General features: G+C 64.9%; 23 protein-coding genes and 1 tRNA gene. 11 read left to right on the top strand and 13 right to left on the bottom strand.

The genetic code is table 11. The annotated features are described in order from the left end of the window. The first annotated feature begins 22 nt into the window (after positions 1-22). Together CFP68_RS12890 and CFP68_RS12885 are read left to right on the top strand one after the other, a co-directional pair. Positions 23-574 (top strand): sorbitol dehydrogenase family protein, encoded by a 552-nt coding sequence (locus CFP68_RS12890; RefSeq protein WP_241524074.1) that lies wholly within the window; start codon positions 23-25, stop codon positions 572-574. Between the two features lie 50 nt (positions 575-624). Then, the gene (locus CFP68_RS12885; protein WP_099827339.1) at positions 625-2247 is read left to right on the top strand and encodes a GMC family oxidoreductase; all 1623 of its coding nucleotides are present in this window, start codon (positions 625-627) and stop codon (positions 2245-2247) included. 120 nt (positions 2248-2367) lie between these two features. On the opposite strand, the gene guaB is transcribed toward CFP68_RS12885, so the two are convergent. Continuing rightward, positions 2368-3816: an IMP dehydrogenase gene (gene guaB, locus CFP68_RS12880; protein WP_099827338.1), complete on the bottom strand. Its 1449-nt coding sequence runs from the start codon at positions 3814-3816 to the stop codon at positions 2368-2370. Positions 3817-4052: 236 nt separating this feature from the next. Continuing rightward, positions 4053-4775, bottom strand: a complete 723-nt coding sequence (locus CFP68_RS12875) for a GNAT family N-acetyltransferase (protein WP_099827337.1) — start codon at positions 4773-4775, stop codon at positions 4053-4055. A 147-nt stretch (positions 4776-4922) separates the two neighbouring features. Between CFP68_RS12875 and msrB the strand changes: the two genes are divergently transcribed. After that, a complete protein-coding gene (gene msrB / locus CFP68_RS12870) occupies positions 4923-5330 on the top strand; it encodes a peptide-methionine (R)-S-oxide reductase MsrB (RefSeq protein WP_099827336.1) in 408 nt (135 codons plus the stop codon). Between the two features lie 24 nt (positions 5331-5354). Here msrB and CFP68_RS12865 read toward each other — a convergent pair whose 3' ends face one another. Beyond that, positions 5355-5813 (bottom strand): outer membrane protein assembly factor BamE, encoded by a 459-nt coding sequence (locus tag CFP68_RS12865; protein ID WP_099827335.1) that lies wholly within the window; start codon positions 5811-5813, stop codon positions 5355-5357. 76 nt (positions 5814-5889) lie between these two features. On the opposite strand from CFP68_RS12865, the gene CFP68_RS12860 reads away from it, so the two are divergent. The 8 genes from CFP68_RS12860 to CFP68_RS12825 all read left to right on the top strand — a co-directional run bounded on the left by CFP68_RS12860 (position 5890) and on the right by CFP68_RS12825 (position 11561). Next, positions 5890-6459 (top strand): YceD family protein, encoded by a 570-nt coding sequence (locus CFP68_RS12860; RefSeq protein ID WP_099827334.1) that lies wholly within the window; start codon positions 5890-5892, stop codon positions 6457-6459. Between the two features lie 200 nt (positions 6460-6659). After that, positions 6660-6866 (top strand): 50S ribosomal protein L32, encoded by a 207-nt coding sequence (gene rpmF, locus CFP68_RS12855; RefSeq protein ID WP_099827333.1) that lies wholly within the window; start codon positions 6660-6662, stop codon positions 6864-6866. A 138-nt stretch (positions 6867-7004) separates the two neighbouring features. Then, complete coding sequence (plsX, locus tag CFP68_RS12850; protein WP_241524079.1) at positions 7005-8072, top strand: phosphate acyltransferase PlsX; 1068 nt, start codon at positions 7005-7007, stop codon at positions 8070-8072. Between the two features lie 4 nt (positions 8073-8076). After that, positions 8077-9048 carry a beta-ketoacyl-ACP synthase III gene (locus CFP68_RS12845; protein ID WP_099827331.1) on the top strand — a complete coding sequence of 324 codons (972 nt, stop codon included), beginning with the start codon at positions 8077-8079 and terminating at the stop codon, positions 9046-9048. A gap of 108 nt (positions 9049-9156) precedes the next feature. Next, positions 9157-9459, top strand: coding sequence for an integration host factor subunit alpha (gene ihfA / locus CFP68_RS12840; protein ID WP_099827330.1), 303 nt, complete (start codon positions 9157-9159; stop codon positions 9457-9459). Positions 9460-9464: 5 nt separating this feature from the next. Next, positions 9465-10241 carry a MerR family transcriptional regulator gene (locus CFP68_RS18460; protein WP_241524073.1) on the top strand — a complete coding sequence of 259 codons (777 nt, stop codon included), beginning with the start codon at positions 9465-9467 and terminating at the stop codon, positions 10239-10241. A gap of 72 nt (positions 10242-10313) precedes the next feature. Beyond that, positions 10314-10390: transfer RNA gene (locus CFP68_RS12830), tRNA-Pro, on the top strand. Positions 10391-10439: 49 nt separating this feature from the next. After that, entirely contained in the window at positions 10440-11561 is a 1122-nt protein-coding gene (locus tag CFP68_RS12825) for a 2'-deoxycytidine 5'-triphosphate deaminase (protein WP_099827329.1), read from the top strand. A gap of 25 nt (positions 11562-11586) precedes the next feature. Here CFP68_RS12825 and CFP68_RS12820 read toward each other — a convergent pair whose 3' ends face one another. From CFP68_RS12820 to CFP68_RS12775, 10 genes are all read right to left on the bottom strand, one after another. Then, positions 11587-11784 (bottom strand): hypothetical protein, encoded by a 198-nt coding sequence (locus tag CFP68_RS12820; RefSeq protein ID WP_099827328.1) that lies wholly within the window; start codon positions 11782-11784, stop codon positions 11587-11589. Beyond that, complete coding sequence (scpB, locus tag CFP68_RS12815; RefSeq protein ID WP_099827327.1) at positions 11781-12443, bottom strand: SMC-Scp complex subunit ScpB; 663 nt, start codon at positions 12441-12443, stop codon at positions 11781-11783. Before scpB ends, CFP68_RS12820 begins: the two co-directional genes overlap by 4 nt. Further along, on the bottom strand, positions 12436-13224 hold the full coding sequence (locus CFP68_RS12810) for a segregation and condensation protein A (RefSeq protein WP_099827326.1): 789 nt from the start codon (positions 13222-13224) through the stop codon (positions 12436-12438). Before CFP68_RS12810 ends, scpB begins: the two co-directional genes overlap by 8 nt. 3 nt (positions 13225-13227) lie before the next feature. Then, positions 13228-14229, bottom strand: coding sequence for a beta-N-acetylhexosaminidase (gene nagZ, locus CFP68_RS12805; protein WP_099827325.1), 1002 nt, complete (start codon positions 14227-14229; stop codon positions 13228-13230). A gap of 4 nt (positions 14230-14233) precedes the next feature. Beyond that, positions 14234-15301 carry an SPOR domain-containing protein gene (locus CFP68_RS12800; protein WP_099827324.1) on the bottom strand — a complete coding sequence of 356 codons (1068 nt, stop codon included), beginning with the start codon at positions 15299-15301 and terminating at the stop codon, positions 14234-14236. Between the two features lie 119 nt (positions 15302-15420). Next, positions 15421-17142: an arginine--tRNA ligase gene (gene argS, locus CFP68_RS12795; protein ID WP_099827323.1), complete on the bottom strand. Its 1722-nt coding sequence runs from the start codon at positions 17140-17142 to the stop codon at positions 15421-15423. Positions 17143-17340: 198 nt separating this feature from the next. Further along, positions 17341-19170: a cation:proton antiporter gene (locus CFP68_RS12790; RefSeq protein WP_099827322.1), complete on the bottom strand. Its 1830-nt coding sequence runs from the start codon at positions 19168-19170 to the stop codon at positions 17341-17343. 74 nt (positions 19171-19244) lie between these two features. Beyond that, a complete protein-coding gene (locus CFP68_RS12785) occupies positions 19245-20030 on the bottom strand; it encodes a DUF2189 domain-containing protein (RefSeq protein ID WP_099827321.1) in 786 nt (261 codons plus the stop codon). Between the two features lie 46 nt (positions 20031-20076). Then, positions 20077-21204 (bottom strand): peptide chain release factor 2, encoded by a 1128-nt coding sequence (prfB, locus tag CFP68_RS12780; protein WP_099827320.1) that lies wholly within the window; start codon positions 21202-21204, stop codon positions 20077-20079. A gap of 80 nt (positions 21205-21284) precedes the next feature. Continuing rightward, complete coding sequence (locus CFP68_RS12775) at positions 21285-23840, bottom strand: penicillin-binding protein 1A (protein WP_099827319.1); 2556 nt, start codon at positions 23838-23840, stop codon at positions 21285-21287. Positions 23841-23866 lie beyond the last annotated feature (26 nt).

Below are 23866 nucleotides of genomic sequence, written 5' to 3'. Positions count from 1 at the left end.
ATCGGCATTTGAAACGCCCTGAATGCCACCCGCCCGCGCGGGCCATTTCGCGGAACCGATCTTTCATCGGGACGTTGAGTGCTTTGACACTGCTCGGTTTTTGCCCAGCCAGACAACAGGACTCCGTATCATGCCCCATCCAGAAATCGTGAAATCGCCAACCCTGTCCCGCCGCGGGCTGCTTTCCGCAGTTTCGGCGATGTCAGTGCTTGGCCTGACCCATATTCCCGGCCGGGCCTTTGCCGCAACCATCGACCTCGACGGCTTTCTGGCATTGTCGGCAAGCCTGACGGGCAAGAAAGACCTTTCGGAAGATATCGCCGGCCGAATGCTGAAAGCGTTCGCGAAGACAGGTCGTGAAGACGAAATCGCGGCATTGGATGCCGAAGACGCGGACAGCGAGATCGCTGATGAAATCGTCGAGGCATGGTATACCGGCGTCTCGCCCGATCCTGATGATCTGGACGTTCTGACATATCTGGATGCGCTGATCTGGCGGGCGATGGATTATACCAAGCCGATGGCCGTCTGTGGCGGCGGTGTGGGATATTGGGCGGAACCACCGCGAACCTGACCCAATCGCGCTTTCGATTTCCCACACCTCTGGTTCAAGGACGATTTACCATGGCAAATGACATCACTTCCGACATTCTTATCATCGGCACCGGCATCGCCGGCGCAATTGCCGGTGCGAAACTGGCCGAGAAAGGGTTGAAAGTCGCCTTTCTGGAGAGCGGCAAACGGATCGACAGGTTCGATGCGGTCGAGAAATTCTGGAACGCCAAGATCAAGGTGCCGGAATCGCCCTATCCCAACGATCCCACCGCCCCCCATCCCGTGACCCACCGGATCGAGGATTACTATCAACAGATGGGCCCCGAGAATTTCAAATCGACCTATATCAAGGTGGTCGGCGGAACCACGTGGCATTGGCTTGGCACCACGCTGCGAAATGTCCCGGCCGATTTCAAGCTGAAGTCCCTTTACGGCCATGCGGTCGACTGGCCGTTTGATTACGACCTGCTTGAGCCGTTCTATCTGGCGGCGGAACAGGAAATCGGCGTCGCCGGCGACAGCAGCGAAGACCTGGGGTCGCCACGGTCGGGCGATTTCCCCATGCCGATGATCCCCGTCACCTATCTGGACAAGCAGATCGGCAAGGCGTTGGAAGGCACCAAGTTTCAGCTTCGTGCCACGCCACAGGGGCGAAATTCGACCTACCACGCCGACCGGCCCGAATGTTGCGGCAACGCATCCTGCATTCCGATCTGCCCGATTCAGGCGAAATACGATGCCACCGTGCATGTCAGACAGGCCGAGGCCGCCGGCGCGATCGTTCATGACCAGACCACCGCCACCCGCCTGAACCTCGGGCAGGACGGCAAGATCGCCTCGGTCGATTTTCGCCGGGCCGACGGCAGCACGGGCACCGCAACGGGAAAGGTCGTGGTGGTCGCGGCCCATGGCATCGAAACGCCGCGCCTGCTGTTGAATTCGGCCCAAGACGGTGCCGCGAGCGGAATTGCAAACAGTTCGGATCAGGTCGGACGCAACCTGATGGACCATCCCTCCAAGCTCAGCTGGGCCGAAACCCCCGAACCGGTCTGGCCCTTCCGCGGGCCGCTTTCCACCTCGGGCATCGAAAACCTGCGCGATGGCGACTTCCGCAAGGATCACGCGGCGTTCCGCATCGAAGTGGCGAACGACGGCCATGCCTGGCCCACCGGCGCACCCCTATCGACCGCTGCCGATCTGGCCGCGCAGGGTTTGCGCGGGGCCGAGCTGGACGCGGCGATCAAGGATGCGACGTCACGTCAGATCCGTATCAGTTCACTGGTCGAACAATCCCCCGACCCCGAAAACCGTGTCACCCTGGATCCCGACAAGAAGGATGCCAACGGCATGCCCCTGCCACGGATCCACTACAGTTACTCGGACTACACCCGCGCCGGTCTGGACGCGGCGCAACAGGCCCATGACGAAGTGTTCGCCGCCATCGGTGCGCGCAACATCAACCATTCCCCCGATATCCAGGGGGCCGGCCATATCATCGGAACGGTGCGAATGGGCAGCGACGCCAAGAGTGCCGTCGTCGATGGAAACCTGCGCAGTTTCGACCACAGCAACCTGTTCGTGCTGGGATCGGGCACCTTCCCGACCTCGGCCACCGCAAACCCCAGCCTGACCATCGCTGCCCTTTCGCTGCGGGCGGTGGATGCCATAGCACAAAGCGCGCGACAGGACTGATCCGCGGCTTCGCCCCCCGTTACGCGACAATGGCCCGGGCGCCGGCACCTGCCGGCATCCGGGTTAATCGGCTTGGTCAAAAGACATGCGCCTTGCCGAGGAGTTCGGACGTGCGCCGCACTAACCTGCGCGGTAGTTCGGAGACTCGCGCGTGATCTGAACGTCATGCACGTGGCTTTCGCGCAGACCGGCGCCCGTGATCTTCACGAAGCTGCAATTGCGACGCATTTCGTCGATCGTGGCGCAGCCAGTATAGCCCATCGCGGCGCGCAGGCCGCCCACCAGTTGGTGCAGGACGTTGGTCGCCGTGCCCATATAGGCCACCTGGCCCTCGATCCCCTCGGGGACCAGCTTGTCCGACGCCGCGTCCTTCTGGAAATACCGGTCGGCGGATCCGCGGGCCATGGCGCCAAGGCTGCCCATGCCGCGATAGCTCTTGAAGCTGCGGCCCTGATACAGGACCACCTCGCCGGGCGATTCGTCGGTGCCGGCGATCATGCTGCCGACCATGGCACAGGATGCACCGGCGGCGATGGCCTTGGCGAAATCGCCCGAAAACTTGATGCCGCCGTCGGCGATCACCGGCACGTCGCCCGCTGCACCGGCACAATCCATGATCGCGGTCAGCTGCGGCACGCCGACGCCCGCCACCATCCGCGTGGTGCAGATCGAACCGGGACCGATGCCGACCTTCACCGCATCCGCTCCCGCGTCGATCAGCGCGCGCGTCGCTTCGGCCGTGGCGACGTTGCCGGCGATGATCTGCACGTCATTGGACAACGACTTGGCCCGTTCGACCGCCCGCGCCACGCTTTCGGAATGGCCGTGGGCGGTGTCGATCACGATGATGTCGACGCCTGCGTCGACCAATGCGGCCGAGCGTTCGTGGCCCGCATCGCCCACGGTCGTCGCGGCGGCCACCCGCAGCCGTCCCAGCGAATCCTTGCAGGCCGCGGGGTTCAGCACCGCCTGTTCGCTGTCGCGCAGGGTCAGCAGCCCGGTCAGCTTGCCGGTCGCGTCGGTGACCAGCAGCTTTTCGATCCGCCGCGCCTTCATCAGGCTGCGCGCTTCGTCCAGATCGGCGGGTTCGTGAAGGATTGCCAGGTTGTCGGTGGTCATCATCACCCGCACCGGGGTGGCATCGTCCGAGGCAAAGCGCATGTCGCGGTTGGTGACGATGCCGACGACCCGGCCGCTGGCGTCGACCACCGGGAAGCCCGTGACGCGATAGCGTTCCTGAAGCGCCTTGGCATCTGCCAGGGTCTGATCCGGCGTCAGGGTGATCGGGGTATAGACGATACCGCTCTCGAACCGTTTGACCCGACGCACCTCCTGGGCCTGTTCGTCGACCGACAGGTTGCGGTGGATCACGCCGATGCCTCCCGACTGTGCCATGGCGATGGCCATGCGCGATTCGGTCACGGTGTCCATGGCCGAACTGAGCAGCGGGATGTTCATGGAAATCCGCGTCGTCACCTTGGTCCTTGTGTCCGCGGTCGAGGGCAGGACGCTGGAAGCGGCGGGAACGAGCAGCACGTCGTCGAAGGTGAGAGCCTCGCGAATCTCCATTGGGGAACCTTTCCTTGGGAGTCTTCGATTGGCGCGTCCCTTTGGCATGTAAATCGGGAAAAGCCAAGGGGCGAACGCGATGCCGGCGGAGCGCACCGGATCGAGGGTCAGGACAGACGCGGGGTCCGGAGCCTGCGGCGCGAGTATTTTTGGCAAGAAAAAGCCGGCTGTATGCCTTCCGGCTTTGGCGTGAGGGGAGGTTGACGGTGCCGCGAGTGCGTTGTTTTGCGGCGCGATCAATATGCGACGGCGCGCAGCAGGCGGGCGCGCGTCACCGGCACGTTGGCGATCTCGAGGCCGGTGAAGACGTGCAGCGTGTCGAGGTCATGATCGATCACCGCATGATCGCCGATCCAGCCGCCCATCAGCAGGTAGGTCCGCAACAATGGCGGAAGCGTCGCGCGCGCCGCCCCGGTTTCGAACGGGGTTCCCGACATCAGTGGTACGATCGCGCGCGACCGGGCGCGCGGCGTCCATTGGCGCGGGCCTTGGTAGCGCGCGGCAAGCAGCGCGAAGGCATCGGCGTAGGGGCGAGCGTCAGTGCCGGCGAAAGAGGTGCAACCGAACAGCAGACGCACGCCGGCGCGGTCGACCAGCCGCGTCAACGCGCCCCAGGCGACGCGCAGGACATCGGGATCGCGCGTGTCCGGCGCGACGCAGAATCGCCCGAGTTCGGCCATCGGCCCCGGATAGGCGGCAAGGCAGTCGAGATCATAATACCGGGCGGCATAGCTGTCGGCGATATGGGCGCCGTCCAGGTGCAGTATCCGGTAACAGCACACCAGTCGCCCGGTGGTCGTGTTCTCGAGCAGGATATGGATGCAGCGGGAATCGATATCATCGCGGTCGTCGCCCCGACCGCCGCGAAAGCACCGTGACCGTAACGCCAGGGCCGCGGCGACGTCCGCCGGGGTTGTGGCCTGACGGGCCACCAGGCTGCCCTTCTGGAGAATGGACATGTCGTGCCTCCCGCATCACGGATTGCCCCCGCACGGCGCGGAAAGACCGGATCCTGGATCGGTGGCGCGCTTTAACCCGCGTCCCGATGCCCTAGATATGAAACAAGAGAATTGAGCGCACAAGGCAAACGGCACTGGAGGCTGCAGATGACAACCACGACCGACATGATCACCAAGACCGACGAGGAATGGCGCGAGGAGCTTTCGGACCTCGCCTTCAAGGTGACACGCAAGCATGGAACGGAACGTGCATTCTCGCACGACGATTTCCCGAAGGAGCCGGGCATGTTCGCCTGTGTCTGCTGTGGCACCGAGCTGTTCGACCAGGCCCACAAGTTCGACAGCGGCACGGGGTGGCCTTCGTTCTGGAAACCCGCGAATCCCGACATGGTGGGCGAGCAGACCGACCGGTCATGGCTGATGAAGCGCACCGAGGTGCATTGCAATCGCTGTGCGGCCCACCTGGGCCATGTGTTTCCGGACGGGCCGCAACCCACCGGCCTGCGCTATTGCCTCAACGGGGTCGCGCTGACGTTCAAGCCCAAGTCCGGTTGAACGTCAGGTGCCCGGATCATCGGCTCAGTCGATGAAATCCTGTGCCCGCACGTTGCCGATGTTGCTGAACAGCTGGCGCAGGAACGACGACTTGGCGATGTTGGATTCGGTCACCCGGCGCGACAGCGGAACGACGCGCCCGTCGCGCAGACCGAACCGTTCGATGTTGCGCACCACACCGCCGTCGTCGAAGGAGATCGCCAGAACCTCGCGATCGATCTCTTCGGGGGCGCGGAAGGCGAAGTTGCGGAACCGGCTCTGGACGTAATACCACCCCGATCCGTCCAGCAGCCCGAAGGACGTGGGCCGCCCGACAGCGGCGGCCACCGTTTCGCGGGTGTCGACGCCGACGGCGATTTCGGCCAGTTCGTCGTCGGCGGGAATATATCCGTGGTTGCGGAAGGTCGCCGAACAGCCGGCGATCGCAAGGCTGACGCCAACGGCCGCAGCCAGTCGAAGTTTTCGTGCGTTTCGCACCATCATCACGCGCCCTGCTTTTCCTCGCCTCGCAAGAGGCTTACAGAAGGCGCGTCCCGTATTCAAGAATCGAAAGCGCGCGATGTCAGACCCCAAGACCCCCTGGAGCGTTCCGCTCCGCCTTGCCGACCTGCCCCGGCGCACCGACCGGGACATCCTGTTGACCCCCGACGCCGAAGTGCGGGCCGCGCTGGCCGAATACCTCGGCATCATCGGCATCCGCAAGTTGCGTCTCGAGGGCGCGTTGGTGCCGGTGGGCCGGTCCGACTGGCGGTTTGCCGGCCGGATCGGGGCGACCGTGGTTCAGGCCTGTGTCGTGACGCTGGACCCCGTGACCACCCGCATCGACGAGACGGTCGAGCGGCTGTATTCCGCCGATGCCGATGTGCCCGCAGATCCCGGCGAGATCGAGATGCCCGAGGACGACACGATCGAACCGCTGCCGGCGGTTCTGGACCTGAGCGCGGTCATGGCCGAGGCGCTGGCGCTGGCGCTGCCGCCCTATCCGCGGGCACCGGGCGCCGGATCGGGCGATTCCATTCATGCGGCAGAGGGGGTGAACCCCATGCGCGACGAGGATGCCCTGCCCTTCGCCGGCTTGCGCGACGCGCTGAAGGCAAACCAGAGCGATCCGACCGGCGAAACCGACTGAAACCGCGGCGCGGTTCCGCTTGTGTTTCCGCGCGAACGCGATATTGTCGGCGCTCCCTTGCGGCAGGGCTTGAACCGGTGCCGCCGCTGGCGTATGGCCCCTGCGATACGCAAGACGGATTCCACCGGGGCGCACCGCAAGCTGCCGTCCCTGAAATACAAAGACCCGGGCCCGCGGGCCCTGAACACCGAGGTTGAGACATGGCCGTTCCACAGAACAAGATCACGAAATCCCGCCGCAACATGCGTCGCGCCCATGATTTTCTGGTCCCCGGCAACCCTGCCGAATGCCCCAACTGCGGCGAACTGAAGCGCCCGCACCACGTCTGTGGCGCCTGCGGCCATTATGCCGATCGCGAAGTCGTCGCCCAGAGTGACGAGATCGATCTGGATGACGACGCGGCGTAAGCCCGCCGGATCCAAAGACCGGTTCATCTGAACATGCCCCAATCCGCCCCAGACGATACGGAAAACCTCCGTGCCGACGCGATCGCGTCGGACGCGAAACGATCCGGGGGCGGACGCACGATCATCTCGATCGACGCGATGGGCGGCGACAACGGCCCTGCCGCAGTCATCGAGGGCATGCAGATGTCCGCCAGCAAGAACCCGGATATCGGGTTCGTGCTGCACGGCCCGCGCGATGTTCTGGCGCCGCTGGTTGAAAAGCGCGGCCTGACCGACCGATGCCGCATCCGCGATGCCGCCGGCGTTGTCACGATGGATGCCAAGCCGTCGCACGTGATGCGCAACGGCAAGGATACGTCGATGTGGTCGGCGATCGATTCGGTCCGCGATGGCGAAGCCGACGTGGTCGTGTCTTGCGGCAACACCGGGGCGCTGATGGCGATCAGCATGATCCGCCTGCGCAAGATGGAAGGCGTGAACCGCCCCGCCATCTGCTGTCTCTGGCCGTCGCGCAACCCCCATGGGTTCAACGTGATGCTGGATGTCGGTGCCGACATCCGCGCCGATCAGAACGATCTGTTGCAATATGCGATGATGGGCGCGTCCTATGCCCGCAACGGTCTGAACCTGAAACGCCCGCGTGTCGGGTTGTTGAACGTCGGCACCGAAGAACACAAGGGACGCGCCGAACTGAAGGGTGCGCATGATCTGATTGCGGATGCGGCGGACCAGGGGCACTATGACTTTGTCGGCTTCGTCGAAGGTGGCGATATCCCCAGTGACCGGGTTGATGTTGTCGTCACCGATGGCTTTACCGGCAACGTGGCGCTGAAGACCGGCGAAGGCACGGCCCTGCTGATCCGCGAATCGCTGAGCGATGCGTTCCGTTACACCGTGCTGTCGCGCCTTGCGGCGTTGATGGCGATGGGGTCGCTGAAGCGGCTGGCCAAGCGGATCGATCCGCGCCGGGTGAACGGCGGCGTCTTCCTGGGCCTGAACGGCACGGTGGTGAAATCCCACGGTGCGGCAGACGCCATCGGCATTTCCGCCGCGATCAAGCTGGCCTTCACCCTTGCGCAGAACGGGTTCAACGACCGGCTGGCGGCGCGTGTCGCCGCGGTTCAGATGCACGGCAAGGCCGCCGATACCGATACGGCTGACGGCGAAGCCGCCCCCGATGTGGACAATGACAAGGACCAGATGTGACGCCATGACCACACGATCCATGGTGCGCGGCGCCGGACATTACCTTCCCGAACGTATCGTTCCCAATGCCGAATTCGAGAAGATCGTCGATACGTCGGACGAGTGGATCCGCTCGCGCTCGGGGATCGAACGGCGCCATTTCGCGGCCGAAGGCCAGACGACCTCCGACATGGCGACCCGTGCGGCCCGCGCCGCGCTGGACGATGCCGGACTGGGCCCCGATGACATCGATGCGATCATCCTGGCCACCTCGACCGCCGACATGACGTTTCCGTCCGCTGCCACCATGGTGCAGGCCAATCTCGGCATGACCCGCGGCTTTGCCTTCGACATCCAGGCGGTCTGTGCCGGCTTCATCTATGCGCTGGCCAATGCCAACGCGCTGATCGTGTCGGGACAGGCCAGGCGCGTGCTCGTCATCGGGGCCGAGACGTTCTCGCGGCTCATGGACTGGACCGACCGTTCGACCTGCGTGCTGTTCGGCGATGGCGCCGGCGCGCTGATCCTGGAAGCGGGCGAGGCTGACGGAACGCCTCAGGATCGCGGCATCCTGGCCACCGACCTGCATTCCGACGGCCGCTTCCGCGACGCCCTGTATGTCGATGGCGGCGTGGCGACGCAGAACACGGGCCATCTGCGGATGAAGGGCAAGGAAGTGTTCCGCCACGCGGTCGAGAAGCTGGCCGAAACGGCCCATGCCGCGCTGGACAAGGCCGGTCTGACCTCGGCCGATGTCGACTGGATGGTGCCGCACCAGGCGAACCTGCGGATCATCGCGGCCACCGCGCAGCGCATGGATCTGCCGCTGGAAAAGGTCATTCTGACCGTTCGTGATCACGGAAACACCTCGGCCGCCTCGATCCCGCTCGCGCTGTCGGTGGGGGTCGAGCGGGGGCAGATCAAGCCAGGTCATCTGCTTGTCACCGAAGCGATTGGTGGCGGTCTGACCTGGGGGTCGGTCATCCTGCGCTGGTGACGGCGGTTCACCGCTTCGCACGTGACATTCACCCCAACCCGCAAGTCATTGTGATTGACTTGGAAATCTCATGGGGCCATGCTCTGCCAAATTTCATTGGGGGATATCATGACCGAAACGACATTGACCCGGATGGACCTGAGCGAAGCGGTGTTCCGCGAAGTCGGCCTGAGCCGCAATGAATCGGCCCAATTGGTGGAATCCGTTCTGGCACATATGTCCGATGCGCTTGCAGCGGGCGATTCGGTCAAGATCTCGTCGTTCGGCACCTTTTCGGTGCGTGACAAGTCGGCCCGCATCGGACGCAACCCCAAGACCGGCGAAGAAGTGCCGATCCATCCGCGCCGCGTTCTTACGTTTCGCCCGTCGCACCTGATGAAGGATCGTGTGGCCGAAGGCAATCGGACCTGACCGCCGTGACGAAATCCCCCGACGCCTTCCGCACCATCAGCGAGGTCGCTGAATGGCTTGACGTGCCAACCCACGTTCTGCGCTTCTGGGAAAGCCGCTTTACCCAGATCAAGCCGGTGAAACGCGCGGGCGGGCGGCGTTATTACCGACCATCGGACATGGAATTGCTGGGCGGTATCAAGAAGCTGCTGCACGAAGACGGGCTGACCATCCGCGGTGTTCAGAAGATCCTGCGCGAGGAAGGGCCGAAACACGTTGCCGCCCAATCGCCGTCGATCGATGCCAGGGGATCTGACGACGCCGAAGGACCGATGGCCGTCGATGTGCCACCGCTGCCGCCCAAGGGCGAGGTGGTGCAGTTCGCGCCCGAACGCGCCGCCCCGGCAGAAGATCCGCCCGCCGATCCGGACGACGCGTTGTCGCGCTGGCCCTTTGCCAACGATGCCGACGACGCCGATCAGGTGGCCGACCCGACCCCGCCCGAGCATTCCGCGGCCAGTGAAGACAAGGCGCCGCCGCCCATCGACGACAGCGCCGACAAAGATGAACCGTCCGCCGAACCGGAACCACAGCCCGCCGACACAGCGCCGAGCGAGGCCGACACCGCCCCGGCGCGGGCCGTTGTCGCCGTGCCCGATGACGCGCGCGGTTTGGCGGCCTATATCGCCGCGCTTCCGGCGGAGCGTCTGACCAACCGCGCGCCCGATCTGATCCCGCTCGTGGGCCGGATGGAACAGTTGCGCGCCCAATTGACCGACCGGATCGGGGCCGAAACCGGGTAAGCGGCAATCGGGTAAAAGAAGCCCAATTCGCCTCTTGTCACCGCGGCCAACTTCGTTAAAAGCAACCTCAGTCGGGCTATGGCGCAGCCTGGTAGCGCGTCCGTCTGGGGGACGGAAGGTCGCAGGTTCGAGTCCTGCTAGCCCGACCAACAGCTCTACCATCGCTATTTTCTTCCCTTACGGCCAAGGATTGTCAGGATGAAAGGCGTTCTTCCCAGTCAATCCCTGTCGGCCCTTATCGATCGCGGTGCCATCGTGGCCGATCCGCCGATCGATCCTGCACAACTGCAACCCGCATCGCTCGACCTTAGGTTGGGCACCGTCGCCTGGCGGGTCCGGGCGTCTTTTCTGGCCGGCGCGGGCGCCAGCGTGGCCGACCGGTTGAACGATTTCGCGATGCATCGGGTCGATCTGACCGAGGGCGCGGTCCTGGAAAAGGGCTGTGTCTATGTCGTGCCCCTGATCGAGGGGTTGAACCTGCCGCGCGATGTTCAGGCCGTTGCCAATGCCAAAAGCTCGACCGGCCGACTTGATCTTCTGACCCGCACCATCACCGACGGCGGAACCGAATTTGACCGGATTCCCGAAGGTTACGCCGGTCCGCTCTATGCCGAGATCTGCCCGCGGTCGTTTTCGGTGCTGGTGCGGCCGGGAATGCGGTTGAATCAGATCCGCTTTCGATCGGGCGCGGCGCGGCTGGATGATGCCGCCCTGCGTGCGTTGCACGATGAGACCCCCTTGGTCGACGGCGAGGCCATCATCGACGACGGATTGGCGTTCTCCGTCGATCTGCGGCCCGAAACCGGCGATCTTGTCGGCTATCGCGCCAAACCACACACCGGCGTGATCGATCTCGATCGGATCGGCGCCTATCGCGCGGCCGAGTTCTGGGAAGAAATCCGCACCCGTGACGGGCGTATCATCCTCGATCCCGGCGCCTTCTATATTCTCGTCTCGCGCGAGGCGGTGACGATTCCGCCCCTATATGCCGCTGAAATGGCGCCCTACCTGGCGATGGCCGGGGAATTTCGGGTGCATTATGCCGGTTTCTTCGATCCCGGCTTTGGCTGGGCCGCGGCCGGCGGCAACGGATCGCGCGGCGTTCTCGAAGTGCGCTGCCACGAAGCGCCATTCGTTCTGGAACATGGCCAGGTTGTCGGGCGGCTGGTGTACGAGCGGATGTCAGACCGGCCCGAGCGGCTTTATGGCGTTGAAATGGCGTCGAACTATCAGGGCCAGGGCCTGAAGCTCGCCAAACAGTTCACCTTGGGCGATGCATCCGATGCCGGGGGCCAACCGCCCGCGACAGCCCGACCCTAGATCTTTCGCAAACCGCGCGCGGCGTTCAGAAACGGCCCGCGCGACGGGCCATTTTGATCGCCTGCTTGGCGCGCTTGGCGTTGCTGCGCCCGGCGTCCGCCTGGCGGCGTTCCTCGGGCGTCATGTCCTTGCGGGCCTTGCCCTGGCCGAATGCATGATCGATCCCGGCGTTTATGCCCTTGTTCATGAACATGCGCGTGAGCATGCGGATGATCTGGTTCATGTCTCGTCCTCCTGCTGGGGCGTGTCGTCGAAAAGACCGCCCTGGGTGTCCTCATCCGGTCGGTTGTCATCGGCCGCTTCCGGAGGTGGCCGGTTTTCAAGCAATCCTGCGGCGCGGAGTTCCTTCAACCCCGGCAGATCGCGGGCCGATTCCAGACCGAAATGATCCAGGAACGTCTGTGTCACGACAAAGGTGACGGGACGGCCCGGTGTCATGCGGCGGCGCCCGATCCGGATCCATTCGAGTTCGAGCAGTTGATCGATGGTCCCGCGCGAGACGGACACGCCGCGGATCTCCTCGATCTCGGCCCGGGTCACCGGTTGATGGTAAGCGGCGATCGCCAGCGTTTCAATGGCGGCGCGCGACAGCTTGCGCAGTTCCACCGTTTCCTTCTGCATCAGGAACCCCAGATCGGGGGCGGTTCGCATGGCCCAGGCTTCACCTACCCTGACGACCTGAACGCCGCGCCCGCGATAGCGGTCGCGCAACAGCAGCAACGCCGCCGCCGCATCACAGCCATGGGGCATCCGCGCGTTCAGATCCGCCACCGTGACGGGTTCGGACGAAGCAAACAGGATGGCTTCGACCATGCGTTCCTGTTCGGGCATCCCGGGCGCGGCGAACAGGCTGCCGGTGCCGGTCTCCTCGCGCTCAGACATCGTGGGGATCGCGGGCACGGATCTGGATCGGAGCGAAGGTATCGTCCTGGCGCAGATGTATCCGGCCCGCCTTTACCAGTTCAAGCGAAGCGGCGAAATGGCTGGCCGTGGCGGATCGGCGGCGCTTCGGATCACCGCCCCACCCCTCGGGCAGGTAACTCAGCAGATCCGTCCACTCGCCGGCATAGCCGATCAGCCCGCGCATCCGTTCCAGCGCCTCTTCCAGCGTCATCACATCGGTGCGGTCCATGACGAAGGGACGGAAATCGTCGCGCGTGCGGATCCGCGCATAACCCTGCATCAGATCCAGCAGCGTGGCGGTGTATTTCACCCGGCGCACCCGCCGCATCCCTTCGCTTTCGCCGCGGGCGAAAAAGTCGCGCCCCAGACGGTCACGCGCCATCAGCTTGGCGGCGCAATCGCGCATGGCAGCCAGCCGTTCAAGCTGAAACGCCAGGTGGGCGGCGAGATCGTCACCCGACGGCCCCTGATCGCTGGGGTCGGGCGGCAACAGCAGCCGGGATTTCAGGAAGGCCAACCACGCCGCCATGACCAGGTAATCGGCGGCCAGTTCGATCCGCAGCGCCTTGGCCTGTTCGACAAAGGCAAGGTATTGCCGCGCCAGGGCCAGGACCGAAATCTGGCGCAGATCCACCTTCTGGGTGCGGGACAGGGTCAGCAACAGATCCAGCGGCCCCTCGAAACCGTCGACATCGACGATCAGCGCCTCGGCGGCCAGCCGGTCGGCGACGCTGTCGAATTGCGGATCGGGATCGCTCATGCCTCAGCCCCGTGCCAGGTGGCGCGCAAGTTCGGCCTCCAGCGCGGGCAAGTCAATGGTGTCGGGCGTTTTGCGCCACGTCATCGCACGATCGGCGCGGGCCTGCGCCGCGGTGCCCATCCGGCCCGCCACCGCCGCCACGTCCTGCATTTCGGTCATGTCGGCGTGGCAATGCAGGATCATGTCGCACCCGGCGTCAAGCGAGGCACGCGCCCGGTCAACGATCGTGCCGCCAAGGGCGTTCATGGAGATATCGTCGGTCATCAGCACGCCATCGAACCCGATGATGCCGCGGATCACCCCGCCCACGACTTCGGCCGACTGGGTGGCGGGCCTGTCGGACAATTCCGGCAGGACGATATGGGCGGTCATTGCCAGAGGCAGGTCACGCAGGGCGCGGAACGGCGCGAAATCGATGGCTTCAAGGGTTTCGGCGTCTGCGTCCGCCACCGGCAGATCCTTGTGGCTGTCGACGCGGCCCAGCCCGTGACCCGGCATATGCTTCATCACCGGCAGGACACCCCCCGCCAGCAACCCGTCGGCCGTGGCGCGGGCGTTGGCGGTGACCGATGTGGCGTCGGTGCCGTAACACCGGTTGCGCAGGAACGCATGGGTTTCGGGGCGGGCCACGTCGCAGGTGGGCGCGCAATTCGCGTCGATCCCAACCGCGCGCAGCTCATCCGCAATGATCCGGGCGCGCAGATACATCGTGCGCGCCGCCTGTGCGCCTGCCGCTTCGATCTGATCCAGCGGCGCCATCCAGTCGCGCCAGTGGGGTGCGCGCAAGCGTTGCACCCGACCGCCTTCCTGATCCACCAGAACCGGCGCATTCCGACCGACGGCAGAACGCAGATCGCCGGTCAGGCGACGCACCTGGTCGGGCGTCTCGATATTGCGCGCGAACAGGATGAAGCCCCACGGCTGGCTTTCGGCAAAGAACGCCGCCTCATCCATCAACAGATGCGGGCCGTGACAGCCGAAAAGATAGGCGCCCTGCCCGGCCATTGAATCAGCGCACCACCACGGGAATGCAATCGGCGCTTTTCGCCAGCAGCGCCGAACAGAACCGGCGCGAGTCGGCCAGATCCTCGAACCCCATGGCGCGCAGGCGATAGAACGTCTTGCCGCCCGATTGCGCCCGCTGCACGACGCGAGACTTGCCGGCGAAGTATTCCTCGAACCGTCCCCCGATGGCGTCCCACTGTGCGCGGGCCACTTCGGCGCTTTCGAAGGCGCCCAACTGCACCAGGCGGGTGCCGCTGGCCAGGCTGTCGGCCGCAACCTCGACGGTCGTCTCGGCGGACACCGTCTGGACGTTCGTCGCCCGTACCGGTGCGGCGCGCACCGTTTCCAGGCTTGCGGGGCGCGACGGCGGGCGCGGCGAGCGGGCGATGCCGAGATCGTCGTTCACGGAGGCGACGGCGTCTTCCGGCTCGGCCCCCGCACCGCTGAGGGGTTCGACCCCCGCGCTCAGCGCTTCGGCAAGGGCCAGGGCATCGGCGCGTGAATCGCCCGTCAGTTCGGGCATCGGCGCGGCCGGTTGCAGGGCTTCGGCCACCGCACGGTCGGTGGCCAGCGAATCCTCGGGAATATCCTCGACCTCGCCCAGGGCCAGATCGCCTGTTGCGGTGTCGGCGGTCGTATCGGCGTCGGCCGTGACCGTTTCGGCCGCGGGCGCTTCGAATTGCGGCAGGCGTGGGCGCGGCAGATCTTCCTCGGCCAACTCCAGCGGGGCCGGCGCAAGGATCAGGCGATCGCCCGGCGCACCGGCGGACCCGGCGGCCGCCACTTCGTTCACGGCAAGCCCCTGATGTTCGGCGCGCTGCCCCCCCGGATCATCGGGCGCCACCCGGATCGGGCCTTCCAGGGCGCGCACCACCGGAACCCCGGTGACGTCACGCACCAGCAACTTGTAACCCCAGACACCCGTGCCCGCGATCAGCGCAAGGGACAGCAACCCACCGGTCCAGTTCATGACGTGGCTCATGCGGCGCGCCGGCTCTTCCCCGGGTGCGTCCGAGTGATAGCGTTCGGCGCGCAACTGCGCCCTTTCGGTTTCGTCGTAAACGTCCGCCATGCCTTGCCTCTTGCTGCTCGCACCGCTTTTCAAACCTGGCACGATGCAGGTCCGCGGTGTCGTTTCTTCGTTGCCTTCGTCCGGTAACGCGCCTGTATCCCCCCGCCCGGCGCCTTTTTTCAGCGCATTTCTTCCGCAGGAGTGACATTAAGGATACCAAGACCTGCGGAAATAACAACGGAAACGGCGCGCGGCAGCGCGATTTTGGCCGCCGAGGCCGAATTGTTGCCATCCTGCAAAAACCGCAGCGACGGATCGTCGTTGCCCCGGTTCCACAGCGCATGAAAATCCGACGCCAGGTCATAAAGATAAAAGGCCACGCGGTGCGGTTCATGGGTGCGCGCCGCGATTTCCACCAAGCGTGGCCATTCGGCCAGCTTGCGCGCCACGGCGATCTCTGCCGGATCGGACAGATCGGGCACGTCGTTCAGCGCGATCCCCTGATCTTCGGCCTTGCGCAGGACCGACCGGATGCGCGCGTGGGCGTATTGCACGTAATAGACCGGATTGTCCTTGGATTGCTCGACGGCCTTGGCGAAATCGAAATCCAGCGGTGCGTCGTTCTTGCGCGTCAGCATCACGAAACGGGTGACGTCGGGGCCGACCTGGTCGACGACATCGGCCAGCGTCACGAAGGTTCCGGCGCGCTTGGACATCTTGAACGGCTCGCCGTCGCGATAGAGCTTGACCAGTTGCGTCAGCTTGACGTCCAGCGGCACGGCACCGTCCGACAGGGCCGACACCGCCGCCTTCATCCGCTTGACATAACCGCCGTGATCGGCGCCGAACACGTCGATCAGCGCGTCGAACCCGCGCTGGATCTTGTCGTAATGATAGGCGATGTCGGGTGCGAAATAGGTCCAGGCGCCATCCGATTTCATCACCGGGCGGTCCACGTCATCGCCATGCGCAGTCGAGCGGAACAGCGTCTGCTCGCGCGGCTCCCAATCGTCGGGCAGCTTGCCCTTGGGTGGCTCGAGCGTGCCCTCATAGATCAGGCCCTTGGCTTTCAGATCACCGATCGCGTCCTCGATCCGGCCGGTGCCATACAGCGACTTTTCGGAATAGAAGCTGTCCATCACGACGCCCAGCTTCTTGAGGTCGGCGCGGATCAGCTCCATCATCGCGTCGGTGGCGAAGGTGCGCACGTCGCCCAGCCAGACCTGTTCGTCCTTGCCGACATAGGTGTCGCCGACGCGGTCCTTCAACGCGCGCCCAACCTCGATCAGGTAATCACCCGGATAGGTGCCGTCGGGAAACGCCACCTCCTGTCCGTGTGCCTCGAGATAGCGCAGATAGACGGACCGGGCCAGAACATCGACCTGCGCACCGCCGTCGTTGATATAGTATTCGCGCGTGACGTCCCAGCCGGCATAATCCAGCAGCGACGCCAAAGCATCACCGAACACCGCACCGCGGGTGTGACCGACGTGCAGCGGACCCGTCGGATTGGCGCTGACGTATTCCACCAGAACACGGTGCCCGGCGCCCATGTCCGAACGGCCATAATCGGGTTCGGTCAGGATGCGGGTGATCACCCCCGCCCAGATATCACCGGACAGCGTCAGGTTCAGGAATCCCGGCCCCGCCACTTCAACCGTCGAGATGCGCGGATCGTCCGCCAGCCGCGCGGCCAGCTTTTCGGCAAGTTCGCGGGGCTTGGCCTTCGCCGGTTTGGCCAGCACCATCGCCGCGTTGGTGGCCATGTCGCCGTGGGCGGCGTCGCGGGGCGGTTCGACCGCGACGTTGCCCAGATCCAGCCCCCCGGGCAGATCGCCGGCGCGCGCCATGTCTTCCAATGTGGCGATGACGAGGGCGCGAATGTCGGCAAAAAGGTTCATGGCGGCGGTCCTTGGGAAAGACATCGGAATGCACTGGCCGTGTATCACGCCGTCGCACGGGGTCAATATCGCCGGCTCCGGCTTTCCACCGAAGACCGTGATCCCGCAGGCGGCACAGGCCCTATCTGCGCCTGTCAGACCCGCGCCACGGCGCCTGGCGCTTCGCTTCCCCCTGCCCGTTACCCGGCAGCGGGCCGATCAGGCGGCGGCCGAGACATCGTCGCCGGCATCCGGCACCATGGCAACCAGCCGCAGATCCGGTTCGCCCTCGAACGCCTCCTGCTGTTTCTGGCCCAGCGGACGGAACGCGCCCTGCCCGTCGATGTGGCCCAGCAGAACCGCGTCGGGGCGGCGCGCGCGCCAATCCTCCAGCGTGAATTCCTCGCTCAGGGTGGTGACCGAGAAGCGCCACTTGCGCCAGACTTTGGCGTTCAGTGCCTCATAGGTGGCACCATCCGCCAACAGCCGCCCGCCCAATGTGGGGGGCAGTTGATAGCGCGCGAATTCGCTTTTCTCGCGGCCCAGCTGATACACATGCTCGCGCCCGAATTCCGGCGCCAGTTCGGTCGCGACAAGGGTGTTGTAGGCGTCGTTGTCGGTGGCGGCGATCACCGTTGAAAAGGCGTTCAGCTCGACCCGGTGTTCGGCCGCTTCCGACAGGATGTCGCCAAAGAACGTCTCGATCCCGGCGGCCCGCGCACGGGTCAGGCGCGAGCGGTTGGTATCGGCGATCATCACCGGAACCTCCTGTTCCTTCAGCGCCTCGGCCAGCCCGACACTCCAGTGCGAGCCGCCCAGGATCATCACACCGGGCGTGCCCGAGGCCACCAGGCCAAGCGCCCGGGCAAAGGGCGCAAGCGTGAAGCCATGGACGACCACCGTGGCCGCCACCAGAACGAACGCGATGGGACCGATCAGGCCGCCGTCGGCAACGCCAAGATCCGCCAGGCGCGTGCCGAAAAGTCCGGCCACCGCCACCAGGACCACACCACGCGGGCCGGTGAAGGCCACCAGAAGCCGTTCCTTGAACGGCACCTTGGTCGACGCCAATGCCACCAGCACGGTCAGCGGACGCACCGCCAGCACGACCAGTGCCACGAACACGAGCGCGCGCCAGTCCAGCCGCGCCAGTTGCGAGAAATCCAGCGAGGCCGCCAGCAGGATGAACACCCCCGACACGAGCAAAATCGTCGCCTGCTCCTTGAACCGGCGCAGGTCTGAAAAGGACGCGAGGTTCGAATTGGCGATCACGACGCCCATGACGGTGACGCCCAGCAGCCCGCTTTCATGCAGCATCGCATCGCTGAGCGCGAAGACCCCCAGGATCGACACGAACAGCGCCGGCACCTTCATGTATTCCGGCACCATCGCCCGCTTGTACGCATAGGCCAGCCCCCACCCGGCAGCGAACCCCAGAACACCCGCCAACCCGAGACCAAGAACGAATTCCACCGCCGCGCCACCCGCCGTATCCCCGGCGTTCAGCACCAGAACGACGGAAAACGCCAGCACCGCCGCCAGCGCGCCGATGGGATCGTTCAGGATCGCCTCCCATTGCAACAGGGCGGCGGGACGGCGCGACAGGCGCGCGGTGCGCAACAGAGGCGCGATGACGGTGGGCCCAGTGACGATCATCAGACCGCCGAACACGGTCGAGCTTTCCCACGACAGGCCGGCGCCGAATTTCAGCGCCAGCGTCGACAACAGCCAGCCGAGCGGCGCGCCGATGAACACCAGGCGCTTGACGCCCTCGGCGGCATCGCGCAGCGATTGCAGGTTCAGCGTCAGACCGCCCTCGAACAGGATCACTGCCACGGCCAGGGATATCATCGGTCCGGTCAGCGGGCCGATATCGCGGTCGGGATCGAAGATGCCGGTCACCGGCCCCGCGATCAGACCGGCCGCCAGCATCAGCACGATGGCCGGCAGGCGCAGCTTCCAGGCGACCCATTGCGCACCGACGCCCAGAACGCCGACAAGGGCGAATGCCGCCACCGGGCCGATGGCCCCTTCCATTCCGGTGGCCATTGCCATCCTCTCCCTGTTTCGCCTGGCGCACAGTGCACCGGCGCCCGTTGCTGTTGCAAGACTGCCGATGCCGGTCAGCCGTTGGTGGTGTGCGGCGTGTCCTGTGCGACGGGCCAGATCACGGTGCGTCGATAAAGATGCCAGGTGGCATGTCCAAGCACCGGGAAAATGACGCAAAGGCCCAGGAACGCCGGGACCATGCCCAGCAAGGACAGCACCGCGACCGAAATCCCCCAGACCAGCATCACGCCAAGGTTGCCGATGACCGAACGGACGCTGAGGATCATCGCCGTCACGAAGTCGATCTCGCGGTCCAGCAGCATCGGCAGGCTGATGGCGGTCAGCGAAAACAGTAGGAAGGCCAGCACACCGCCGACGGCAAATTCGGTCGCGATCATGGCCAACCCGTTCGAGGTCAGGAACACCTCATAGGAGGTCTGAACGTTCGTCATCGTGCTCAGCCCCATGAACAGCGCAAAGATCATGTGCGCAAGGAACGTCCAGAACAGGAAATAGATGACGATCAGCGCGCCGATCAGCGGGATCTGGCGGCTGCGTTCGGCCCAGACATTGCCCAGAACACTGCCCCATCCCAGGGGCTCGCCCTTTTCCAGGTGCCGGCTGACATCATACAGCCCGACCGCGGCAAAGGGCGCGATCAGCGGAAAGCCCAGCGATATCGCCAGGGTCCACCACACCGTTCCCGCCCCGAGCAGCACCAGAAGCAATCCGCCGAAGGCATAGAAACCGCCGAAAAACAGCCCGAACATCGGGGCCGCCCGAAAGTCGCGCGCGCCTTGGACAAGAGCATCGGTCAGATCGGCAAGGCGCAGGGTGGCGATTTCCGGCTTTGGTGCCATGGCATGTCCGTATCAGGTGGCGGGAAGAAGAGTATCGCGGGCGCGGTCAGTCGTCGGTGTTGGCCTCCGCCCGGCTTTTCCCGGTCAGGTCCATGGCAAGGGTCGCCGCCATGAAGCGGTCCAGATCCCCGTCCAGCACGCCTTGGGAGTCGGATGTCTCGACGTTCGTGCGCAGATCCTTCACCATCTGGTAAGGTTGCAGCACATAGGATCGGATCTGGTTGCCCCAACCGGCGTCGCCCTTGTTCTCGTGGGCTTCGTTGATGGCCGAATTGCGCCGTTCCAGTTCCATCTGGTAAAGCCGCGATTTCAGGGCCTTCATGGCGATGTCGCGGTTCTGGTGCTGCGACTTTTCGGAACTGGTGACGACGATCCCCGTCGGCAGGTGGGTGATCCGCACGGCCGAGTCGGTGGTGTTGACGTGCTGGCCGCCCGCACCGGATGATCGATAGGTGTCCAGCCGGATGTCGTTCGGCGCGACCTCGATTTCGATGTTGTCATCGACCACGGGATAGACCCAAACCGACGAAAACGACGTGTGCCGCCGTGCCGCGCTGTCATAGGGGGAAATGCGCACCAGCCGGTGAACCCCGGATTCGCCCTTCAGCCAGCCATAGGCGTTGGGGCCGGAAATTTTGTAGGAGGCCGACTTGATCCCCGCCTCGTCGCCCGGGCTTTCCGATTGAAGTTCGACCTTATAGCCCTTCTTTTCGGCCCAGCGGACATACATGCGCGCCAGCATCGACGCCCAGTCACAGGATTCGGTGCCCCCGGCGCCCGAATTGATTTCGAGGAACGTATCGTTGCCGTCGGCTTCGCCGTTCAACAGCGCCTCGATCTCGGCCTCGCCGGCGCGGCTGGCCAGCGTTTTCAGCGCCCGTTCGGCTTCGGCGACGACCTCCTGGTCGTCCTCCATCTCGCCCAGTTCGATCAGCTCGATATTGTCCGAGAGCTCCTGGCTCATCGTGTCATAGCGGGTCATGGCATCGACCAGCATCTGCCGGTCACGCATCAGTTTCTGGGCCTTGTCGGGATCGTCCCACAGGCCCGGATCCTCGACCATCGCGTTGAATTCCTCCAACCGGTGAGGCGCGGTTTCGACGTCCATCCGCTGCCCCAGAAGGTGCAGCGATTTTCGGATCGCCTCGACCGTGTTCTGTGCTTCCGCGCGCATAACCGTCCTGTTCTGGTGTGTTTTCCGTTCCTGCTGTTACCAACGCGCCGCGCGATGGGCAAGCGGCACGGCGGCGCGCGTCAATATAGCCCGCCCGATGACAGCGACCCGAAACTGGCGCGGTTCTTGGGAATCTTGGCCACGTTGCCGTCCGAGGTGCGCACGTTGACCCCCTCCTCCGACCCCTCGCCGGACGAGAACAGCGGCAGGTTGGCGCCCATGGCGAAACCGCCGTCGAAGGCCACGCCGAACACCGGCTCCTCGCCGATGCGGAAATACTCGGCGATCACGTTGTCACCCGTGGCATTCGCCGACAGACGGGCGCCCGTGAAGCGGTCGATGTTGATGAATTCGCCGCCCGGCGGCACCGCGAAGGGACCACCGCCATACTTGCGGGTGGCGACCTGCATGAACTGGTCGAACACCGGCGCGCACAGCCCGCCACCCGACCCGGACCGGCCCATGGGACGCGGCCGGTCGTAACCGATGTAACAGCCCGCCGCGATGTTCGAGGTGAAGCCGACGAACCAGGCATCCTTTTCATCGTTGGTCGTGCCGGTCTTGCCGGCGACCGGAACGCCCAGGTTGATCTTGCCGCGGGCGGTGCCGCGTTCGACGACGCCGCGCATCATCGACGTCAACTGATAGGCGGTGATCGCGTCCATCACCCGCTCGCGGTTCGACGTGATGGCCGGCGAGGCACCGGGCGACAGCGACGCGACCTGGCATTCGGGACAGGCGCGCTGGTCATGCTTGTAGACGGTCGCGCCATAGCGGTCCTGCACCCGGTCGACCAGCGTCGGTTCGACCCGTTCGCCGCCGTTGGCAAACATCGAATAGGCCGCGACCATCTTGAACAGGGTGGTTTCCTCGGCCCCCAGCGCATTGGCCAGGAACCGGCCCATGCTGTCGTAGACGCCGAATTTCTCGGCATAGCGCGCGACGGTGTCCATGCCGATCTCCTCGGCCAGGCGCACGGTCATCAGGTTGCGCGACTGCTCGATCCCGGTCCTGAGGGGGGTCGGGCCGTAAAAGCGGTTGGAATAGTTCTTGGGCCGCCACAACCCCTGGGGCGTGTTGATCTCGATCGGGGCGTCGACCACGATGGTGGCCGGGCTGAACCCGGAATCCAGCGCGGCGGCATAGACGAAGGGCTTGAACGACGATCCGGGTTGGCGCGTGGCCTGCGTGGCGCGGTTGAACACCGAATGCTGATACGAAAACCCGCCCTGCATCGCCAGCACCCGGCCGGTGTGCACGTCCATCGCCATGAAGGCGCCCTGCACCGCTGGGATCTGGCGCAGGGTCCAGCGGATGAACGAGCCATCGGAATCCGACGTCATCCGGCGCACCAGCACCACGTCGCCCACATCCAGCAGGTCACCCGCCACCTGCGCGCGATCGCCCAGCTTGCCATTGTCCAGCCGCGGACGCGCCCATTGCACGTCCTTGGGTTCGATCCAGTGACCGTCGGCGTCCTCTTCGACGTCCTCGATCCCGATCCGCGCCGAGGTGTCTCCGACTTCCAGCACTACGGCCGGATACCAGGTGTTTTCCAGATCGACGTCGCGCGACACCCGCACGTCGGCCAAGGCCGCGCGCCATTCGTCCTGGGTGCCCAGCTTGGCGGGATCGATGCTCTTGCCGGTGCCGCGCCAGATGCCCAGGCCCCGGTCATAGGTTTCCAGCGCGAGGCGCAGCGCATCGGCCGCCTCGTGTTGCAATTCGGGATCGACCGTGGCGCGCACGGTCAGACCACCGGAAAAGAACTCGCCCTCGCCAAAGTCTTCCGACAGCTGGCGGCGGATCTCGTCGGTGAAATAATCCCGGTCGGGCAGCGACGACTTGAACGATTCGTAATCGCCGTTCTGCACCGTGCGCAGCGGCTCGACCCGGGCGGTGCGGTATTCGTCCTCGGTGATGTATCCGTTCTCGAACATCTCGCGCAGAACGAAATTGCGCCGGCTGATCGCGCGCTCCTTGGCGCGCACCGGATGATAGGTCGACGGCGCCTTGGGCAGCGCGGCCAGATAGGCGGCTTCCTCGGGCTTCAGATCGGATAGGGTCTTGTTGAAATAGGTCTGCGCCGCCGCCGCCACACCGAACGAATTCTGACCGAGGAAGATTTCGTTCAGGTAAAGCTCGAGGATCTTGTCCTTGGGCAGTGTGCCTTCGATCCGGCTGGCCAGGATCAATTCCTTGACCTTGCGTTCCGCCGACCGTTCGCCGCCCAGAAGAAAGTTCTTCATCACCTGCTGGGTGATGGTCGACGCACCGCGCAGCGCACCGCCCTTTGCGGCCGTGATCGCCGCCGCCACCATGCCCCGCGGATCGTATCCGCGGTGGGTGTAGAAGTTCTTGTCCTCCGCCGAAATGAAGGCGTTCTTCACCAGGTCGGGGATCTCGGACGCCGGGGCGAACAGGCGCCGTTCCTCGGCGAATTCATCGATGATGCGGCCTTCGGCCGAATAGATCCTGCTGATCGTGGGCGGCGCGTATTTCGCCAGCTGATCGGTGTTTGGCAGGTCGCGGGAATACATCCAGAAGATCGCACCGATGGTCAGCGCCGCGAACAGGGCTCCGATGGTGATCCAGCTGAAGATGGCACCGAAGAAGGACAGGATGAAGCGGACCATGACAGGCTCCCTAACGCGATTGAACC

It is taken from the genome of Oceaniglobus indicus (assembly GCF_002751875.1).
Taxonomy (GTDB): domain Bacteria; phylum Pseudomonadota; class Alphaproteobacteria; order Rhodobacterales; family Rhodobacteraceae; genus Oceaniglobus; species Oceaniglobus indicus.
The sequence above is the reverse complement of the archived record's forward strand: the minus strand, read 5'-3'. Positions and strand labels throughout refer to the sequence as shown.

What these genes read in the sequence shown, in the direction of transcription:
- CFP68_RS12890 (WP_241524074.1), top strand. Translation starts at nt 23, where the DNA reads ATGCCACCCGCCCGCGCGGGCCATTTCGCGGAACCGATCTTTCATCGG.
- CFP68_RS12885 (WP_099827339.1), top strand. Translation starts at nt 625, where the DNA reads ATGGCAAATGACATCACTTCCGACATTCTTATCATCGGCACCGGCATC.
- guaB (WP_099827338.1), bottom strand. Translation starts at nt 3,816, where the DNA reads ATGGAGATTCGCGAGGCTCTCACCTTCGACGACGTGCTGCTCGTTCCC.
- CFP68_RS12875 (WP_099827337.1), bottom strand. Translation starts at nt 4,775, where the DNA reads ATGTCCATTCTCCAGAAGGGCAGCCTGGTGGCCCGTCAGGCCACAACC.
- msrB (WP_099827336.1), top strand. Translation starts at nt 4,923, where the DNA reads ATGACAACCACGACCGACATGATCACCAAGACCGACGAGGAATGGCGC.
- CFP68_RS12865 (WP_099827335.1), bottom strand. Translation starts at nt 5,813, where the DNA reads ATGATGGTGCGAAACGCACGAAAACTTCGACTGGCTGCGGCCGTTGGC.
- CFP68_RS12860 (WP_099827334.1), top strand. Translation starts at nt 5,890, where the DNA reads ATGTCAGACCCCAAGACCCCCTGGAGCGTTCCGCTCCGCCTTGCCGAC.
- rpmF (WP_099827333.1), top strand. Translation starts at nt 6,660, where the DNA reads ATGGCCGTTCCACAGAACAAGATCACGAAATCCCGCCGCAACATGCGT.
- plsX (WP_241524079.1), top strand. Translation starts at nt 7,005, where the DNA reads ATGGGCGGCGACAACGGCCCTGCCGCAGTCATCGAGGGCATGCAGATG.
- CFP68_RS12845 (WP_099827331.1), top strand. Translation starts at nt 8,077, where the DNA reads ATGACCACACGATCCATGGTGCGCGGCGCCGGACATTACCTTCCCGAA.
- ihfA (WP_099827330.1), top strand. Translation starts at nt 9,157, where the DNA reads ATGACCGAAACGACATTGACCCGGATGGACCTGAGCGAAGCGGTGTTC.
- CFP68_RS12825 (WP_099827329.1), top strand. Translation starts at nt 10,440, where the DNA reads ATGAAAGGCGTTCTTCCCAGTCAATCCCTGTCGGCCCTTATCGATCGC.
- CFP68_RS12820 (WP_099827328.1), bottom strand. Translation starts at nt 11,784, where the DNA reads ATGAACCAGATCATCCGCATGCTCACGCGCATGTTCATGAACAAGGGC.
- scpB (WP_099827327.1), bottom strand. Translation starts at nt 12,443, where the DNA reads ATGTCTGAGCGCGAGGAGACCGGCACCGGCAGCCTGTTCGCCGCGCCC.
- CFP68_RS12810 (WP_099827326.1), bottom strand. Translation starts at nt 13,224, where the DNA reads ATGAGCGATCCCGATCCGCAATTCGACAGCGTCGCCGACCGGCTGGCC.
- nagZ (WP_099827325.1), bottom strand. Translation starts at nt 14,229, where the DNA reads ATGGCCGGGCAGGGCGCCTATCTTTTCGGCTGTCACGGCCCGCATCTG.
- CFP68_RS12800 (WP_099827324.1), bottom strand. Translation starts at nt 15,301, where the DNA reads ATGGCGGACGTTTACGACGAAACCGAAAGGGCGCAGTTGCGCGCCGAA.
- argS (WP_099827323.1), bottom strand. Translation starts at nt 17,142, where the DNA reads ATGAACCTTTTTGCCGACATTCGCGCCCTCGTCATCGCCACATTGGAA.
- CFP68_RS12790 (WP_099827322.1), bottom strand. Translation starts at nt 19,170, where the DNA reads ATGGCCACCGGAATGGAAGGGGCCATCGGCCCGGTGGCGGCATTCGCC.
- CFP68_RS12785 (WP_099827321.1), bottom strand. Translation starts at nt 20,030, where the DNA reads ATGGCACCAAAGCCGGAAATCGCCACCCTGCGCCTTGCCGATCTGACC.
- prfB (WP_099827320.1), bottom strand. Translation starts at nt 21,204, where the DNA reads ATGCGCGCGGAAGCACAGAACACGGTCGAGGCGATCCGAAAATCGCTG.
- CFP68_RS12775 (WP_099827319.1), bottom strand. Translation starts at nt 23,840, where the DNA reads ATGGTCCGCTTCATCCTGTCCTTCTTCGGTGCCATCTTCAGCTGGATC.